This is a genomic window from Ruegeria sp. ANG-S4, from assembly GCF_000814005.1.
Taxonomy (GTDB): Bacteria; Pseudomonadota; Alphaproteobacteria; order Rhodobacterales; family Rhodobacteraceae; genus Ruegeria.
Genome location: NZ_JWLK01000006.1, coordinates 249,251 through 265,694, shown reverse-complemented (window position 1 = coordinate 265,694; position 16,444 = coordinate 249,251). Strand labels below are relative to the sequence as shown.

Genomic DNA, 16,444 nt, shown 5'->3' with positions numbered 1-16,444 from the left:
CTTACGGTGGGGCAACGGAAAAAGATCATGCAAATTTTCCTTTTTAAACAATGCGTTGGAAAAAATACGAAGAAAAAGTTAAGCTTTAAGCAAAAAAAACTGCGTTTGGCCCAATTCCTGCCATGCACCACAGGCAAACATATCCCCATGCCGAGACGATCGGGAGCGGACTGAGAGAGAAAGCTCTGAAAGACGCCGAGGTTAGAGTACTTATTGATCCTTTAGGAGGGACGTAACATGATCAAGTTCTTCAAGAACTTCCGCAAAGACGAAGACGGCGCCGTAACTGTAGACTGGGTCGTTCTGACCGCAGCCGTGGTTGCGCTGGCCGCAATTGCTTACAATCAGGTTCGCCAAGGCGCCAGCGATCTGGCCGGTGACGTGAACACCGCGCTGCAAGGCGCAACCGTCGGTACGATCGACTTGGGCAACACGCCCGCATCCGATTAAGTTTCGGGCTTAAGCCAGCTTTAATGGGGGCCATGTCTTTAGCTGTAAAGGCATGGCCCTTGTTTTTTCCAAATATCAGATCCGGTGACGTACCATGTTAATCAGGTTACAAGAGATTTGGCGCGATGAAGGTGGCGCGGTCACTGTTGACTGGGTCGTCCTGACGGCAGGTGTCGTTGGGTTGGGTGCATTGATGTACTTCTACCTTGAGGAGCCAATCCAGAACATTGACGAATCCACAGGCCAAGCCTTGGCAGGCGTCGAAGTGCAAGAGATCAGTTTCGACTGATCTGCAAAAATCCGGGCGAACGCAAATCAGTCCGACCGGACAATAGCTATTTCATGAGAATCCGTTGAAAGCATCAGAATAAGTTCTGACATTGTCCCATTTTTCGACACAATTCATATTTATCCTGGAAACTGAAGCAGGCCTGTGTGCCGTGCGCCTATCGGAAGAAAGTGTAACGAGGGAATAATGCGAGCTGTTTTTGGACTTGTGCTGATCATCGGGGTGGCTCTGGCCGGCGGCGCCGTCTACATGGCGCGCGAGTATATCACGGACAACAATGCGAAACTGAGCAAAGAACGCCAATTGCGCGAGGAAGCCTTGGCGAAAGCACGGGCGGAGTTTGTTCCCACAGTCGGTGTTCTCGTGTCGAACCGCGCCCTGAGATATGGCGAAGAGTTGAAACCCGAGGACGTGCAAATCGTCCAATGGCCTGAAAACGCCATTCCAGAGGGTACGTTCAAGGAAATGGAAGTTCTTTTCCCGGAAACCGGTGACAATGAACGGTACGTCTTGCGGGCAATGGAAAAGGACGAAGCTTTGATGGCCGTCAAACTCACCAATCCTGGCGAGCCGGCCGGTCTTACGTCTCAACTTGAAAAGGGAATGCGTGCTTTTGCCATCAGCGTTGACGTGGCATCCGGAGTTTCCGGCTTCCTGCGTCCCGGCGACATTGTTGATGTCTATTGGACCGGTTCGCTGCGTGGCACCGGGGACGGACGAGGCGAGATTACCAGGCTGATCGAGACCACGATCGAGCTCATTGCCGTGGACCAGACCTCCGGGTCGGACGTGACCGGCACAAATATCGCGCGCACCGTGACTGTGATGGCAACTCCGGAACAGGTTGCGGTTTTGGCTCAGGGTCAAAACACCGGGCGGTTGTCACTGGCGCTTGTCGGCGCAAAGGACGAAGCGGTTGCAAGCGTTGTCGAAGTGGATCAACGCAAGCTGTTGAATATTCAGGAAACTGCACCAGCTCCGGTCGTCGAGGAAGAGGAAGTCTGCACGATTCGAACCCGTCGCGGCGGCGAAACGGTCCAGACAGTTATTCCCTGCACAAACTGACTTTAATTCAGGCTGTTACCAGCTTCGGGCCGCGCGGATTGCGCGGCCCGTTTTGCTTTGATGTTGCGCATTGTCCACATAAGGAAAATTCCAGAAACCATTGATTATTGCAATAAATCCGGATTTGGCGCAGGGTTCTGAAGCATAGGGCATAAGACCCAAAAAAATCGAGTGGTGATCGGAGAGGCAGGTCACATGACAATACGTTCCTGGATCAGCGCAACCCTGCTGGGGTTGACGCTTTTTGTGGGTCCAATCGGCGACGCCGCTTGGGCTGAAAATCTTCGCGTGGTCAAAAAGGGGACAGCGGAAACGCTGGATGTCCCCATAAATCGCGCAATCGTTGTGGAAAGCGAACAACCGTTCGCGGACATCAGCATCGCCAACGCGGGCATTGCGGACATCTCGACACTGTCGGACCGCACGATCTATATCCTTGGCCGTGCGCCGGGTTTGACGACCCTGACGATGTTCGACGGTGCAGGCAATCTGATAACCAACGTTCGGGTCCGGGTCGCACCGGATGTTTCCGAGTTTAAAGAGCGTTTGCGTCAGATTTTGCCGAACGAACAGATCGAAGTTCGCACTGCAAACGACGGCATTGTTCTGTCGGGCACAGTATCCAGCAGCGCGCGTCTTGCCCGTGCTCTGGAATTGGCAGAACGCTATGCGCCCGAGCGGGTCTCGAACCTGATGAGCGTGGGCGGTGTGCAGCAGGTCATGTTGAAAGTGCGCTTCGCTGAGATGAACCGCACCGTGGCCAAGAACCTTTCAGCCTCTCTTGGCTTTGGCGGCGGCGACGTGACCGCTGGCTTCGGTTCTCTGAACACGCAAGGCGCATTGAACAACGCGCTGGCGGACAACATCCCGTTCGCGCAGACGAACACAGGTGCAATCCTCTTTGGATTTGGCGCTGGCTCCACTCAGGTACGGCTGCTGATTGAAGCCTTGGAATCCAAGGGCTTAGCACGCAGTCTGGCTGAACCGAACCTGTCAGCCCTGTCCGGACAAGAAGCGGAATTCCTGGCCGGTGGCCAGGTGCCCATTCCGGTGCCTCAGGATGAAGGCGTAATCGCAATCGAATACCGCAGCTTCGGTGTGCAGCTTCTGTTCACACCGCGGGTTGTCGATGGCGATCTCATCAACCTGGAAATGGCGGCTTCGGTCTCAAGCATCGACCAATCGCAGAGCTTCACCATTCAAGGTGACGCAGTGCCCAGCTTCGTTGTTCGTGACACGAAGACATCGGTCGAACTCCGCGACGGAGAGAGCTTTGCGATTGCAGGCTTGATTCAAGATGACTTTGCAGACCTGAACAATCAGGTTCCATGGCTCGGCGACGTGCCGGTCCTGGGGGCTCTGTTCAGAAGCGCGCAATACCAGCGTCAGCAAAGCGAATTGGTCATCATCGTGACCGTGCATCTTGTGTCGCCGACACGTGGCGAGGCCCTGGCCCTGCCCACGGACCGGGTCAAACCCCCAAGCGAGTTTGACTTGTTCGTCAACGGCAAGGTGGCTCGCACTGAACGGGTCGGCAGCGGCGCAGCTTCGGAAGTGGCCAGACAAGACTTTGGCAACTCCTACGGCTATGTCCTGGATTGATGGAGAGGATGGAACCAATGTATAAGTTGTTTATAACACTGGGTCTTTCAGTCGCTGTCGCGGGTTGCACGCGCGAGGCCGGTTACGAAATCGACCAGGGCGCATTCGGGAATGCGACGCTGAACAACATCCAGGTCCTGAACGGCGAATTGAGCTACGGCCAGATCCTGGCCCAGCGATTCGCAGCCGAGGTCCCGAGCCAAATCAACTTTGCCTTTGACAGTGCACAGTTGGATGAGTCGGCGCAAAGGATCCTGTTGCAGCAGGCCGCCTGGATCAAACAGTTCCCCGAAGCCCGTTTCCGCGTCTACGGACATACGGATGCTGTTGGTTCGCAAGCCTACAACAATGCTCTGGGCCTGCGTCGCGCAAATGCAGCAGTGGCCTTCCTGACACGCCAGGGCATCTCTCGCTCAAGGCTGGAAGCGGTTGTTTCTTTTGGGAAAACACGGCCGTTGATCGCCACCCAGCAGCGTGATCGCCGCAATCGCCGTACCGTGACCGAAGTATCCGGCTTTGTTGACAATCACCGCAACATTCTGGACGGCAAGTATGCCGAGGTTGTCTATCGCGAGTATGTCGAAAGCGCTACTCGAGCGAGCTATATCCAGCGCGAAGACGCCAGCGCGTCTGACGAATAACTCGGAACAATAAGCAGAATTCGGGCGGCATCGTCGCCCGTTTCCCTACAATTGGTTCTTTTGCGCCCAATTCTTGCCCAACTTCCAAGCGACGTTGCGAACAATTGGGTGACCTGCGGCCAGAATTGACCGCACAGGGCGACAGCAAATCAGAACAGCTCCTTTCACGTTCGTACGGTTTGTTCAGCCCTCTCGACGAGGATTGAGTAAATGACGAGCGCAACGCCGCAAGACGAAAACACCGCCATCCTGGCCTGCACCATCAGCCGGGATGTCCAGAACTTCGACCTGTTGATCGAAGATATGGAAGCTGCCCTGGGCGAGCGTTGGGGAGATCTTGGATTTGCCGAGGCGCTTGCTTTCTTCAGCCAGCCCGAGGCAGATTCTCTGCAATTCGTGGCACTTGCGCTGGATGGAGAGGACGAAGACAACCTGACCTTGATGGGCGAGATCATCACGCAGGCCAAGGAAAAGGGCATCAAGGTCGTTCTGATCGCAGAAGATGTAACGCCTGCTTCGCTGCATCAACTGCTGCGCAAAGGTGCCGACGAGTTTGTCCCCTACCCGCTGCCGGAAAACGAATTGCAGGAAGCCATCGATCGCATGAATAAGCCTGAGCCTGTTGCGGTTCCGCAGGCAGCGGTTTCGATGTCTCAGGGCGAATCAAAGGAAGGTGCCTTGTTCGTTGTCCACGGTCTGGCGGGTGGCGTAGGCGCAACAACCTTGGCTGTTAACCTTGCCTGGGAACTTGCGACGGTCTCGGACAAAGACGCGCCCAAAGTCTGCATCATTGATCTGGACATGCAGTATGGCACTGTCTCGACCTATCTTGACCTGCCGCGCCACGAAGCGGTTTTCGAGATGCTGTCAGACACCGCTTCGATGGATGAGGAATCTTTCGGCCAGGCACTGCAAACCTTCGACGAAAAGCTGCAGGTTCTGACCGCGCCTTCCGATATGGTCCCACTGGACATCATCACACCCGAAGACATCCAAAAGGTAATCGATACAGCCCGAAGCCAATTTGACTATGTCGTCGTCGACATGCCGAAAACGCTGGTGCATTGGTCGGAAACCGTACTTCAAGCCGCTCATGTCTATTTTGCGATGTTGGAATTGGACATGCGCTCGGCCCAGAACGCACTTCGTATGAAGCGGGCGTTGCAGGCCGAGGAACTGCCTTTCAACAAGTTGCGCTTCGCAATGAACCGCGCGCCGAAGTTCACCGATCTCAATGGCAAAAGCCGGGTCAAACGTATGGGCGAAAGCCTGGGCATCTCAATTGACCTGCACCTGCCCGATGGTGGCAAGCAAGTCATGCAAAGCGGCGATCACGGTCTGCCGCTGGCCAATTCCGCGGCCAAGAATCCGCTGCGTCGCGAAATCGCAAAGCTGGCGCAATCGCTGCATAGCCTGGGCAGCAACAGCGCCGAGGCTGCGTAACACGAGGGAGAGCTGCCGTGTTTTCACGATACAAAAAAGAACCTGCTCAGCCAGTAAAGTCCGAGGCTCCGAAGGCCGCGCCAACCTCGGCACCTGAGCCGGCTGCCTCGACCACTGCGGTGGCACGCAAGCCGTTGAACAAAAAAGCTGCCGAAGTCGTAGGCAACGACCGGGATCGCAAACGCAAGGAGCGTTTGGGCGAGATCAAGCAGGAATTGCATCGCGAACTGCTGGAAAACCTGAACCTTGCAGCCTTGGAAAACGCCGCCGAGACTGAATTGCGGACTGAAATCAGCGCGATCTCGGGCGAAATTCTGGAATCGCGGAACATAGTTCTGAACCGGGAAGACCGCACGCAGTTGAACAAGGAGCTGTATGACGAAGTCACCGGGTTGGGTCCGCTGGAGACCCTGCTTCAAGACGATTCCGTGAACGATATTCTGGTAAACGGTCCCCAGCAGATTTTTGTTGAACGCGCCGGTAAACTGGAGCTCAGCGATATTACGTTCAAAGACGAAAAACACCTTATGCGGATCATCGACAAGATCGTGTCCGCCGTGGGTCGTCGCGTCGATGAATCAAACCCTTATGTTGACGCCCGTCTGGCTGACGGCTCGCGTTTCAACGCAATGGTTCCGCCGATCGCGGTGGATGGTTCGCTTGTTTCCATTCGTAAGTTCAAAAAAGACAAGCTGGGTATTGATGATCTGGTCAATTTCGGCGCGTTTACCGAAGAAATGGCCGCCTATCTTCAAGCCGCCGTGTCGACCCGGCTGAATATCATCGTTTCGGGCGGTACCGGTTCTGGTAAAACAACTACGCTGAACGCCTTGTCCAGCTTCATCGACGACGCCGAGCGCATCCTGACGATCGAGGATACGGCGGAACTTCAGCTGCAACAGACCCATGTGGGACGGATGGAAAGCCGCCCGCCCAACGTGGAAGGCAAAGGTGAAGTCAGCCCGCGCGACTGTCTGAAAAACGCCCTGCGTATGCGCCCCGACCGCATCATCGTGGGCGAGACGCGTGGCGCCGAAGTGATCGACATGCTGCAGGCCATGAACACCGGCCACGATGGCTCGATGACCACAATCCACGCCAACTCGGCCCGTGACGGGATTTCGCGTCTGGAAAACATGATCGCGATGGCCGGGATCGAGATGCCGATCAAGGCGGTTCGCAGCCAGATCTCGAGCGCTGTGAACCTGATTGTGCAGGCAAGCCGTCTGCAAGATGGTTCACGCCGCATGACCTCGATCACCGAGATTACCGGGATGGAAGGCGATGTCATCTCAATGCAAGAAATCTTTAAGTTTCAGCGTGTTGGCCTGACACCGGACAACAAGATCATCGGTCATTTCACCGCGACGGGCGTGCGCAGCCACTTCTCGGAACGGTTCCGTCTGTGGGGCTTTGATTTGCCAGCTTCGATCTACGATCCAACGACGATGTAGGAGACTATTGTTATGACATTGCCGGTCGAGGCACTTATCTACGTCGTTATCTTTGTTGCGGTTCTACTGCTTGTAGAGGGCATCTATCTGGTCGCTTTCGGTAAATCGATCAGTCTGAACAGTCGCGTTAACCGCCGTTTGGATATGATCGACAAGGGCGTCGGTCGGGAAGAGGTTCTGGAACAGCTGCGCAAGGAAATGCAGCAGCATATGAAAACCCAGAGCATACCGCTCTACTCGCTGCTTGCAGACAAGGCACAGAAAGCGGCGATAGCCTTCAGTCCTAAGCAATTGATCATGATCATGATCCTTGTGTCTGGCCTTGCCTTCATGGCGCTCAGCGTTGCGACAGCCACCGACACGGTGTTGCGGGCGGCGCTGTCCGGGGCGATTGGCATCGGCGCCGTGTACGCATGGGTCAACAACAAGGCCAAGAAACGAATGGGCTTGATCGAAGAGCAGTTGCCGGACGCCGTTGAACTGATGGTTCGGTCCCTGCGCGTGGGTAACCCGTTCGTATCTTCGGTCCAAATCGTGGCCTCCGAAGTCGAAGATCCGTTGGCAACTGAATTTGGCGTGATCTCGGACGAGGTCGCTTATGGCCGCGATGTGGGCGAAGCCCTAAAGGACATGGCCGAGCGTTTGGACATGCAGGACTTGCGCTTCCTCGCGGTCGCCGTGTCGATCCAGCAGCAATCAGGCGGTAACCTCGCCGAGATTTTGGCCGGGTTGGCCAAGGTTATCCGCGCGCGGTTCCGCCTGTTCCGCCGTGTCAAAGCCATTACGGCTGAGGCCCAGTGGTCCGGTAAGTTCTTGTCGGGCTTCCCATTGGCCTGCTTGGTTTTCATTCTGGTCAAAGACCCGAATTACTACGAAGACGTCATGAATGAACCGTATTTCATTCCGGCCTGTTTCTTTGTTGGGATCATGCTGACTCTGAACATTATCGTCATGAAAATCCTGACAAATATCAAAGTCTGAGGGTGCTGCCATGGAATTTCTGTCTTCAATCAACACCTTCCTGACCGAGAATCTCGGCGAATTCGGCCCATTGATCGTGGTTGGTGTGCTTGGGTTGTTCATGATCCTCGTTACGGTTCCGCTGATGCTGAATCAGCCCGAGGACCCGCTGAAGAAACTGCAACGGTCAACAACCGCGCCGAAGAAAGGCAAGAAAGAAAAGAAAGAACGCCTGCGCCAGGCCGGTCAAAACGAGCAACTGGAAAAGTTTGCAACGTTCCTGGAGCCGAAAGACAAGGAAGAATACTCCGCGGTTCAGCTCAAGCTTCGACAAGCGGGGTATCAATCCAAGGACGCAGTTCGCTTCTTTCACTTTTCGCAATTTGCTTTGGGCATCATCGGTCTTTTGATTGGCGTATTGCTTGTCACGGTGTTTGCCGGCGAACAGGAGTTTGACGGGACGCAAATCGGAATTCGCCTGTTGGTACCGGGGGCCATCGGGTACTTTATCCCGAAATACTGGATCACGCGCCGCGTCGCCGAACGTCAAGAAGCAATCACGGCAGGGTTCCCGGACACGCTCGACCTGATGCTGGTTTGCGTCGAAGCGGGTCAGTCCCTTGACCAAGCTATCGTTCGGGTGGCGTCCGAGATGAAAGCATCCTATCCCGACATCGCAACCGAGTTCGAGGTTGTGGCTTATGAGATGAAAGCGGGTAAGGAAAAGGATTCGGTCCTGCGCGACTTTGCAACACGGTGCGGCGTGCAGGATGTCAGCGCCTTTGTGACGGTGATGATTCAGTCGGCAACTTTCGGCACATCCATTGCCGAAGCATTGCGGGTTTACGCCGGTGAGATGCGGGACAAGCGTGTCATGCGGGCGGAAGAGGCCGCGAATAAGTTGCCAACCAAAATGACACTTGCGACAATGATGCTGACGGTTCCCCCGCTTCTGCTGATCCTAGTCGGTCCTTCGGCCAAAGGCATCATGGACTTCGGTAGCGGTGCCGGCCCGGGAGTTGGCGGATAAACACATGAAGTCAGCAGGTCGCGCCCTGCGCAAAATTCTCAAAGCCACCACGGTTCTTGCCCTGGTGGCTTCTTGCACGGAACCGAGCTTGCCGGAGAACCCGTTCGCTCCGGGCGTCGATCTGGACAATCCAAATGTCGACCAAGTGACGGTCGGCAACAGGCTTATGACCGCCGGAGAATACGAACTTGCGCTCGAGGCGTTTACCCGGGCCGCGTTGGAACAGGGTATGACCCCGCAAATCCTGACGTCGCTTGGAACCGCAAACCTGGGTTTGCGACGCATCGGGCAGGCCGAACCCCTTCTGCGCCGCGCCGTTGAAGACGATCCAGAATGGCCTGTGGCGTGGAACAACCTTGGTGTCTTTCTGGTGGAAACCGGCCAGTATTCCGAAGCTGCGCAGGTGTTTCGGCGGGCTTACGCATTGGACAATGGCGAAAGTGACGCAATCCGCGACAATCTGCGGTTAGCACTCGCAAAAATGGAAAATCCTGTTAATAATACGCCACAAGAACAAGAATTTGAGCTGGAACGGCGTGGTGACGGCGAATACGTGCTGCGCAAAAACCAGTAACAGAGGTTAAGAGCAGTAAAGGACGCAAAAATGCGCCACCCCTTCTTGATTCCGACTGTCGTTGCGTGTGGGGTTATCCTGTCCGCTTGCGCAAAAGAAACCGAGGAAGAAAAGGTTGAACGCACCTTTCAGGAAGTCAACGTCATCGACGAAACGAACCTGAACGAAGTGCTTTTGACCGCCGCAGACCCGAATGAGGCGGTGACTTATTTCCACGGCGCAGTCCAGAAAAACCCCGATCGCATCGACTTGCAACGGGGTCTTGCCATCAGCCTGACCCGCGCAAAGCGCAATACCGAGGCCTCGGCCGCTTGGAAACGCGTCACGGAAATGAGTGGCACCAACAACGCCGATAAGGTCGAATACGCCGACGCACTGGTGCGCAGTGGCGATTGGACCAAAGCCAAGGCGACGCTGGACAAAATCCCGCCAACTTACGAAACATTCAAGCGCTACAGGCTGGAAGCCCTGGTCGCCGACTCCAGACAGGATTGGAAGCGAGCGGACCATTTCTATGAAACTGCTGTCGGCCTGACAACGCGGCCCGCTGGTGTCATGAATAACTGGGGTTATTCCAAGATGACACGTGGCCAATACGCCGAGGCCGAGCGCCTGTTCACCGAGGCGATCCGTCAGGACAAGACCCTGTTCACCGCAAAGAACAATCTGGTTCTGGTCCGCAGCGCGCAGGGCAATTACGGTATGCCGGTTATCCCAATGAACCAGGTCGAGCGCGCCCAACTGTTGAACACGATGGGAATTTCCGCCGTCAAGCAGGGCGATCTCAACACGGCAAAGAACCTGTTCCGCGAGGCCATCGCGACGCATCCACGGCATTACGACGAAGCTGTTCGGTCATTGCGCGCGCTTGAGGAAGCCTGATTCATGACAATCCCCGCAGCGGCGGCCGCGTGGTTTTTGCCATTCGTGCTGCCGATCTGCCTGTACGTCGCGTTCACAGATATGCGCGAGATGCGGATCAAAAACCATGCGGTCAAGGCATTGCTGCTGGTTTTTGTCGTGGTCGGCCTGTTTGTGCTGCCGCCCTGGAGCGGCCCGTGGGCACCGGGCAGTTTTGGACCGGTGTCATTCGCTTTGCCGACTTACGCATGGCATCTGCTGCATGTGCCCGTGGTTTTGCTTGTGGGGATCATTTTGAACGCTGCCGGGGCCATGGGGGCTGGCGATGCCAAGTTCTGCGCTGCCGCTTCACCGTTCATTTGGACCGGAGATTTCCTGGCCGTCATGATGATATTGATGGCCTCAACACTGGGCTCGGTCGCTGCTCATCGTCTGGCCAAGCATACGGCCTTGCGCCAGATTGCCCCGCATTGGAAAAGCTGGGACCGCGGCAAAAAGTTCCCGATGGGGTTAACTCTTGCCGGGTGCCTTAGCATGTATCTGATTTTGGGCATTATTTACGGCTCGTAAACAATCATCTGTGCGCCACGCCTGTGCCTTGGTGCTGCCACAAAGGCGGGCCAAATTTTGGGCAAGAAGCCCGACTTTGGGCATTTGGCGTGATATGTGGATAGACGAGCAACGCTCATGAATATGCAAAACAGTTCCGTTATTGCCCCCCCTGCCCCCAAGGGTCTGGCTGAAATGCGGCTTCCGCTGGTGATGATGCGGGACATTCTTTTAAAAACGATCTTCCGCAAGAACGTTGATATCGTGTCAGAAATCGCCGAGGCGGTTTGCCTGCCCGGCTCAGTGACGCAGGAACTGGTCGACATGGCGCGCGAGCAAAAACTGCTTGAGGCGACAGGTACGCTGAACGCCAACAGCGGCAATGAAATGGGATACCAGCTGACCGACGCCGGGAAAGCCCGTGCGTTGGATGCGCTCAGCCAGTCCGAGTATTTCGGGGCCATGCCCGTCCCGCTTGAAGTCTATCGAGAACAGGTCAAACGTCAGTCAATCCGCAATATTCAGGTCACGCGTGATCAATTGGTCGGCGCGATGGGGCATCTGGTTCTTCCAGACAGCCTTCTGGATCATCTGGGTCCCGCGGTCAGCGCGGGTCGTTCAATCCTGATGTATGGCCCTCCGGGGAATGGTAAGTCTTCGATCTCGAACGGAATTCGTGATGCGCTGGGTGACAACGTCTATGTGCCGCGCGCGATTGAATATGCCGGTCAGGTGATCACCGTCTACGACCCGATCGTTCACACCGCGATCGAGCAGGAAGCCGACGACCCAAACAGCCTGCGGCGGCGCAAGCGGTTCGACACGCGGTATGTGCAGTGCGAGCGCCCAACCGTGGTAACCGGTGGTGAATTGTCGTTGAGCATGTTGGACTTGGTCTACAATCCTACCGCACGGACGTATCAGGCGCCGCTGCAGCTGAAATCAACCGGCGGCATCTTTATCGTGGACGACCTTGGTCGTCAGCAAGAGCCGCCGCAGGCACTCATCAACCGCTGGATTGTTCCGCTGGAAGAAAGCAAGGACATTCTCGGTCTGCAGTCCGGCGAGAAGTTCGAAGTTCCTTTCGATACACTGGTCATCTTCTCGACCAACTTCCATCCGAACGAAATCTTTGACCAAGCGGCCCTGCGCCGGATCTTCTTCAAGATCAAGATCGACGGCCCGAACCAAGAGAACTTCTTGAAAATCTTCGCCATGGTGGCCCGCAAACGCGGCATGCCGCTGGACGAGTCCGCGTTGGTGCACCTGTTGAAGGTCAAATATCCGACCATCAACAATATTTACGCGAACTATCAGCCGATCTTCCTGATCGACCAGATGATTTCAATTTGCGAGTTTGAGGGTATCCCCTATCAGATGAGCCCCGATTTGATTGATCGCGCCTGGGCCAACATGTTCGTCAAAGACGAAAAAATCGTAAAATAACGCCATGCCATTCCGGCCTTGAGACGGGTAATCTGCGTTCATGACGCAGATTCCCGACCGGATCGTCGATTGGTTTAGCACCAAAGACTGGTCCATCCATCCGCATCAGCAGGAAATGTTCGACCGGGCAATTGACCCGGCGACGGTGCTGATCGCGCCGACCGGTGGTGGCAAGACCATGGCGGGTTTTCTCCCGTCTTTGGCCGAACTGGCAGGTGGCACACATTCTGGCCTTCACACAATTTATGTCTCACCGCTCAAGGCCCTGGCGGCTGACATCCGGCGCAATCTGCGCATCCCGGTGGACGAAATCGGCCTGCCAATTCGGATTGAGGACAGAACAGGCGACACCTCGGCCACACAAAAGAAACGCCAGCGTGCGGACCCCCCGCATATTCTGCTGACCACGCCCGAAAGCCTTGCTTTGTTGACCTCATACGAGGACGCGCAGCACATGTTTCAGGGTGTCGAGCGCGTCATCGTTGATGAAATTCATGCGCTTGCAGAAAGCAAACGCGGAGATCAATTGATGCTTGCGTTGGCACGGCTGCAAAGTCTGCGTCCGACATTGCGCCGGGTTGGCCTGTCTGCAACTGTCGAGGACCCCGAAGCCATCGCCCGGTTGCTGGCCCGGCACCCGGACCCTTGTCGCGTCATTCAGGCAGATCCCGGTCCTGACCCTGATATCCGGATGCTCGAAACAGAGGAAATGCCGCCGTGGTCCGGTGGCGGCGCAGCCTATGCGATCCCCGCAGTTCTGGAACAGATCAGACGGCACAAAACCACGCTGATATTTCACAACACCCGTGCCCAGGCCGAGATTTTCTTTCACAATCTCTGGCTTGCCAATGAAGACGCTCTGCCTATCGGGATCCACCACGGCAGTTTGGACAGGCAACAGAGAGAGCGGGTTGAGGCCGCAATGGTGCGCGGTGACCTGCGGGCCATCGTCTGCACCGGCAGTCTTGATCTGGGCATCGACTGGGGCGATGTCGATCTGGTGATCCAGATCGGGGCCCCAAAGAACGTAAAGCGGTTGGTTCAGCGGATTGGCCGCGCGAACCATAAGTACAATGCACCGTCAAAGGCCCTGCTGGTACCTGCCAATCGGTTCGAAGTGGTCGAATGCGTGGCGGCCCTTGAAGCTGCAAAAGCGCATGAGTTGGACGGTGATCCCCGCGGCCCCGGTCCGCGCGACGTGCTATGCCAGCATATCCTGATCGCGGCTGCTGCCGGCCCGTTTAACGCGGATACACTGTTTGCAGAACTTGCCTCAGCCGGACCCTACGCAGGGCTCAGACGCTCTGAATTTGATGCTTGTTTGGAGTTTTGTGCAACCGGTGGGTACGCTTTGCGTGCCTATGACCGGTGGCAGCGCCTACAAAAACGCCCGGATGGGAACTGGCAACTGCGCGACCCGCGCGCGGCGCAACGCATTCGCATGAATTTGGGCACGATACAGGACACCGATACACTAAAGGTCCGACTGAAACGCAATCGCGGGGGAAAGCCGCTGGGTGAGGTTGAAGAGGCGTTTGCCGCCTCATTGACACCCGGCGATACCTTTTTGATTGGCGGCCAGATCGTCCGATACGAGGGGCTGCGCGAAATGGTGGTCGAGGTCAGCCGCCGCGCCGACCGCAAGCCCAAGATCGCAACATTTTCGGGCACGAAATTTGCCACTTCAACGCAACTTAGCGACCGTATCCTGCGTATGTTTGCCCAACCGGATTGGTCCCAACTTCCGCGTCACACAGCCGAGTGGTTGGCGTTGCAACGCAGCATTTCCCGCCTGCCGCGCCGCGATCGCCTGCTGGTCGAAAGCTTTCCCAGCGACGGGCGCGAGCATCTTTGCGTGTATGGCTTTGCCGGTCGCAATGCACAGCAAACGCTTGGTTTGTTGTTGACGAAACGCATGGAAGAAACCGGGCTGGCCCCTTTGGGGTTTGTCGCCACCGATTATGCCACACTGATTTGGGGCTTGGATGCCGTTACAGACCCCCGCCCGCTGTTTGAACCCAAGGCGCTGCGGGAGGGTTTGGAAACATGGTTAGCTGGCAATGCGGTAATGAAACGCACATTTCGCGCCTCGGCCACAATCGCCGGGTTGATCGAACGGAACACTGGCGGGCAGCGCAAAAGCGGACGGCAAGCGACATTCTCGTCCGATATTTTGTACGATACGCTTTTGAAGTACGACCCGGACCATTTATTGATGCAGATAACGCGCGAAGAAGCGATGCGCGGGCTGGTCGACTTCGGACGGATTGAGGAAATGCTTGCGCGGATCGAGGGGCGGATTGATCTACTTCGCCTGGATCGACTTTCTCCCCTTTCGGCACCGTTGTTTCTTGAAGTCGGGAAAGTACCCGTCAAAGGAGCCGCCGAGGAACGTCTGTTGGCCGAAGAAAGTGCGCGCCTTCTGCAAGAGGCTGGATTGGTTCCTGATTGAGCCCTTGCAAAGCGGTCGGGAACGCGCGAAGAACAGACCATGAACGCTTGCGATTTTGAATTCAGTGGGCAAAGGTTGTCGGCCTTTGGCACCGGCGCGCTTTGGTGGCCGGACCAGCGCTTGTTATGTGTTTCAGATTTGCATCTGGGCAAGTCCGAGCGGATTGCGCGGCGCAGTGGTCAGGTTCTGCCCCCATATGACAGCCGCGAGACGCTGACGCGGTTGGCAACTGATCTGGACGTCAGCGCAGCAACGACCGTTGTGTGCCTTGGGGATAGTTTTGACGATCTCGATGCATCACAAGCGCTGACACCAGATGACCGGATGCAAATCACGGTGCTGCAAGCGGGGCGTCGCTGGATCTGGATCGAGGGCAACCATGACCCCGGCCCGGTTGATCTGGGCGGCGCGCATTTGGCAGAGTGGACCTGTGGCCCGCTGACCTTTCGCCATATCGCACAGCCGGACGGCTGCGGGGAAATCTCGGGCCACTATCACCCCAAAGCCAAGGTGCAAACGCGGGGGCGTTCGATCACCCGTTCCGCATTTCTGGTGGATCGCAAGCGCCTTATACTGCCCGCCTATGGCACCTATACCGGAGGTCTTTTCAGCTCGGAAGACGCGCTTGCCACGCTGATGGAGCCTAACGCCAGAGCCATTCTTACGGGTGCGCAGCCACGCGTTCTGCCAATGCCGCGATGAGTTGTTGCTAAACGACGCCCGCCTCTTCCAGCCCGGGATGGTACTTTCGGCTGACGGGGACTTCATCACCGTTGCATAGCAGCAGAAAGGTCTTGCCCTTTTGCCGTTTAACCTCGGCAATGGCCGCCCGTGTCACCCAATGTGATCGGTGTGCGCAGTGACCGGGTTCAGGTTCCATCTCGGCAATTGCGTCAGTGAACCTTGATCGGATTGTAAACGTGCCTTGGGAAGTCACAACGTCAACATGGTGATTTCTGACTGTCAGGCGGTAGACTTGACCGCTGAACCCCTCGGGCAAACGTTGGTAAAGCCTCGGGTGCGGCTGAGGGGGCTCAACAGCTTCAAACTCCCGATGTCGGATCAACAACAGACCGGTTGCAAAGAGCGCTCCGTAAGGAAGAACTGTCGAGAGGCTTGGCGCATCCTGCCCGCCGAAAGAAAACACCAACCAAGCAAACACCCACAAGGCAGGCGCAAACAGAGTTAGAATCACAATGGCGAATACGGCATCCCGAATGATCACCCCACGTTGATGCAAACGCATATGAACCAACCGTCCCGCTGCCCAGGTTACTGCAAGCGCGAGGGCCATGACACCGGTCCAGAAAACAAGCCGTTGCGGAAAAGACAGCGCCATGTCCCGAAAAGGGGCAAATGAAAACGCCAAAAGTGGAATGAAAACGAGACCCGCAACCACGCGTTGTGGGCTGCACAGGGCAAGAACACGCTCCGCCACGGACTTAAAACTTGTTACCACACGCCTTCCCGAATTCAGCCTGATCAGTTTCGGCCTGCCTCTTTCGACCTAACCATTTGGGAATTAATGCTTATCACTCGTTTGTGGTCAGTCAAAGCCTCAATTGCGCGAACTCATAGAAGTGTGAACACAACAAAAAGGGGCTGAAAAGCGCGCTCGCCTTTCAGCC

16 protein-coding genes are annotated in these 16,444 nt (G+C 56.2%); 15 read left to right on the top strand and 1 reads right to left on the bottom strand.

Annotated elements, in window-relative coordinates; translation table 11 throughout:
* Positions 1-237: 237 nt before the first annotated feature.
* The 15 genes from RA28_RS19125 to pdeM all read left to right on the top strand — a co-directional run bounded on the left by RA28_RS19125 (position 238) and on the right by pdeM (position 15,518).
* Positions 238-450, top strand: a complete 213-nt coding sequence (locus tag RA28_RS19125; RefSeq protein WP_039532268.1) for a hypothetical protein — start codon at positions 238-240, stop codon at positions 448-450.
* A gap of 94 nt (positions 451-544) precedes the next feature.
* A complete protein-coding gene (locus RA28_RS19120) occupies positions 545-739 on the top strand; it encodes a hypothetical protein (protein ID WP_039532267.1) in 195 nt (64 codons plus the stop codon).
* 186 nt (positions 740-925) lie between these two features.
* Positions 926-1,804 carry a Flp pilus assembly protein CpaB gene (cpaB, locus tag RA28_RS19115; protein ID WP_039532264.1) on the top strand — a complete coding sequence of 293 codons (879 nt, stop codon included), beginning with the start codon at positions 926-928 and terminating at the stop codon, positions 1,802-1,804.
* Between the two features lie 195 nt (positions 1,805-1,999).
* Positions 2,000-3,406, top strand: coding sequence for a type II and III secretion system protein family protein (locus RA28_RS19110; RefSeq protein WP_039532602.1), 1,407 nt, complete (start codon positions 2,000-2,002; stop codon positions 3,404-3,406).
* A 17-nt stretch (positions 3,407-3,423) separates the two neighbouring features.
* Positions 3,424-4,047 (top strand): OmpA family protein, encoded by a 624-nt coding sequence (locus tag RA28_RS19105; RefSeq protein WP_039532262.1) that lies wholly within the window; start codon positions 3,424-3,426, stop codon positions 4,045-4,047.
* A 210-nt stretch (positions 4,048-4,257) separates the two neighbouring features.
* Entirely contained in the window at positions 4,258-5,490 is a 1,233-nt protein-coding gene (locus RA28_RS19100; protein WP_039532260.1) for an AAA family ATPase, read from the top strand.
* Positions 5,491-5,507: 17 nt separating this feature from the next.
* Positions 5,508-6,944: a CpaF family protein gene (locus RA28_RS19095; protein WP_039532259.1), complete on the top strand. Its 1,437-nt coding sequence runs from the start codon at positions 5,508-5,510 to the stop codon at positions 6,942-6,944.
* Between the two features lie 12 nt (positions 6,945-6,956).
* Positions 6,957-7,925, top strand: coding sequence for a type II secretion system F family protein (locus tag RA28_RS19090; RefSeq protein WP_039532257.1), 969 nt, complete (start codon positions 6,957-6,959; stop codon positions 7,923-7,925).
* A gap of 10 nt (positions 7,926-7,935) precedes the next feature.
* A complete protein-coding gene (locus RA28_RS19085) occupies positions 7,936-8,934 on the top strand; it encodes a type II secretion system F family protein (protein ID WP_039532255.1) in 999 nt (332 codons plus the stop codon).
* A 4-nt stretch (positions 8,935-8,938) separates the two neighbouring features.
* Complete coding sequence (locus RA28_RS19080; protein ID WP_039532244.1) at positions 8,939-9,508, top strand: tetratricopeptide repeat protein; 570 nt, start codon at positions 8,939-8,941, stop codon at positions 9,506-9,508.
* A 30-nt stretch (positions 9,509-9,538) separates the two neighbouring features.
* On the top strand, positions 9,539-10,390 hold the full coding sequence (locus RA28_RS19075) for a tetratricopeptide repeat protein (RefSeq protein WP_039532242.1): 852 nt from the start codon (positions 9,539-9,541) through the stop codon (positions 10,388-10,390).
* Between the two features lie 3 nt (positions 10,391-10,393).
* Entirely contained in the window at positions 10,394-10,939 is a 546-nt protein-coding gene (locus tag RA28_RS19070; protein WP_039532240.1) for a prepilin peptidase, read from the top strand.
* Positions 10,940-11,056: 117 nt separating this feature from the next.
* A complete protein-coding gene (locus tag RA28_RS19065) occupies positions 11,057-12,364 on the top strand; it encodes an ATP-binding protein (protein WP_039532238.1) in 1,308 nt (435 codons plus the stop codon).
* Positions 12,365-12,404: 40 nt separating this feature from the next.
* The gene (locus RA28_RS19060) at positions 12,405-14,816 is read left to right on the top strand and encodes a ligase-associated DNA damage response DEXH box helicase (RefSeq protein WP_039532236.1); all 2,412 of its coding nucleotides are present in this window, start codon (positions 12,405-12,407) and stop codon (positions 14,814-14,816) included.
* Positions 14,817-14,855: 39 nt separating this feature from the next.
* Complete coding sequence (gene pdeM / locus RA28_RS19055; protein WP_039532234.1) at positions 14,856-15,518, top strand: ligase-associated DNA damage response endonuclease PdeM; 663 nt, start codon at positions 14,856-14,858, stop codon at positions 15,516-15,518.
* Between the two features lie 7 nt (positions 15,519-15,525).
* Here pdeM and RA28_RS19050 read toward each other — a convergent pair whose 3' ends face one another.
* Positions 15,526-16,155: a LytTR family DNA-binding domain-containing protein gene (locus tag RA28_RS19050; protein ID WP_082029869.1), complete on the bottom strand. Its 630-nt coding sequence runs from the start codon at positions 16,153-16,155 to the stop codon at positions 15,526-15,528.
* Positions 16,156-16,444: the final 289 nt, after the last annotated feature.

What these genes read in the sequence shown, in the direction of transcription:
- RA28_RS19100 (WP_039532260.1), top strand. Translation starts at nt 4,258, where the DNA reads ATGACGAGCGCAACGCCGCAAGACGAAAACACCGCCATCCTGGCCTGC.
- RA28_RS19120 (WP_039532267.1), top strand. Translation starts at nt 545, where the DNA reads ATGTTAATCAGGTTACAAGAGATTTGGCGCGATGAAGGTGGCGCGGTC.
- RA28_RS19080 (WP_039532244.1), top strand. Translation starts at nt 8,939, where the DNA reads ATGAAGTCAGCAGGTCGCGCCCTGCGCAAAATTCTCAAAGCCACCACG.
- RA28_RS19110 (WP_039532602.1), top strand. Translation starts at nt 2,000, where the DNA reads ATGACAATACGTTCCTGGATCAGCGCAACCCTGCTGGGGTTGACGCTT.
- pdeM (WP_039532234.1), top strand. Translation starts at nt 14,856, where the DNA reads ATGAACGCTTGCGATTTTGAATTCAGTGGGCAAAGGTTGTCGGCCTTT.
- RA28_RS19065 (WP_039532238.1), top strand. Translation starts at nt 11,057, where the DNA reads ATGAATATGCAAAACAGTTCCGTTATTGCCCCCCCTGCCCCCAAGGGT.
- RA28_RS19050 (WP_082029869.1), bottom strand. Translation starts at nt 16,155, where the DNA reads ATGGCGCTGTCTTTTCCGCAACGGCTTGTTTTCTGGACCGGTGTCATG.
- cpaB (WP_039532264.1), top strand. Translation starts at nt 926, where the DNA reads ATGCGAGCTGTTTTTGGACTTGTGCTGATCATCGGGGTGGCTCTGGCC.
- RA28_RS19125 (WP_039532268.1), top strand. Translation starts at nt 238, where the DNA reads ATGATCAAGTTCTTCAAGAACTTCCGCAAAGACGAAGACGGCGCCGTA.
- RA28_RS19085 (WP_039532255.1), top strand. Translation starts at nt 7,936, where the DNA reads ATGGAATTTCTGTCTTCAATCAACACCTTCCTGACCGAGAATCTCGGC.
- RA28_RS19090 (WP_039532257.1), top strand. Translation starts at nt 6,957, where the DNA reads ATGACATTGCCGGTCGAGGCACTTATCTACGTCGTTATCTTTGTTGCG.
- RA28_RS19070 (WP_039532240.1), top strand. Translation starts at nt 10,394, where the DNA reads ATGACAATCCCCGCAGCGGCGGCCGCGTGGTTTTTGCCATTCGTGCTG.
- RA28_RS19075 (WP_039532242.1), top strand. Translation starts at nt 9,539, where the DNA reads ATGCGCCACCCCTTCTTGATTCCGACTGTCGTTGCGTGTGGGGTTATC.
- RA28_RS19060 (WP_039532236.1), top strand. Translation starts at nt 12,405, where the DNA reads ATGACGCAGATTCCCGACCGGATCGTCGATTGGTTTAGCACCAAAGAC.
- RA28_RS19105 (WP_039532262.1), top strand. Translation starts at nt 3,424, where the DNA reads ATGTATAAGTTGTTTATAACACTGGGTCTTTCAGTCGCTGTCGCGGGT.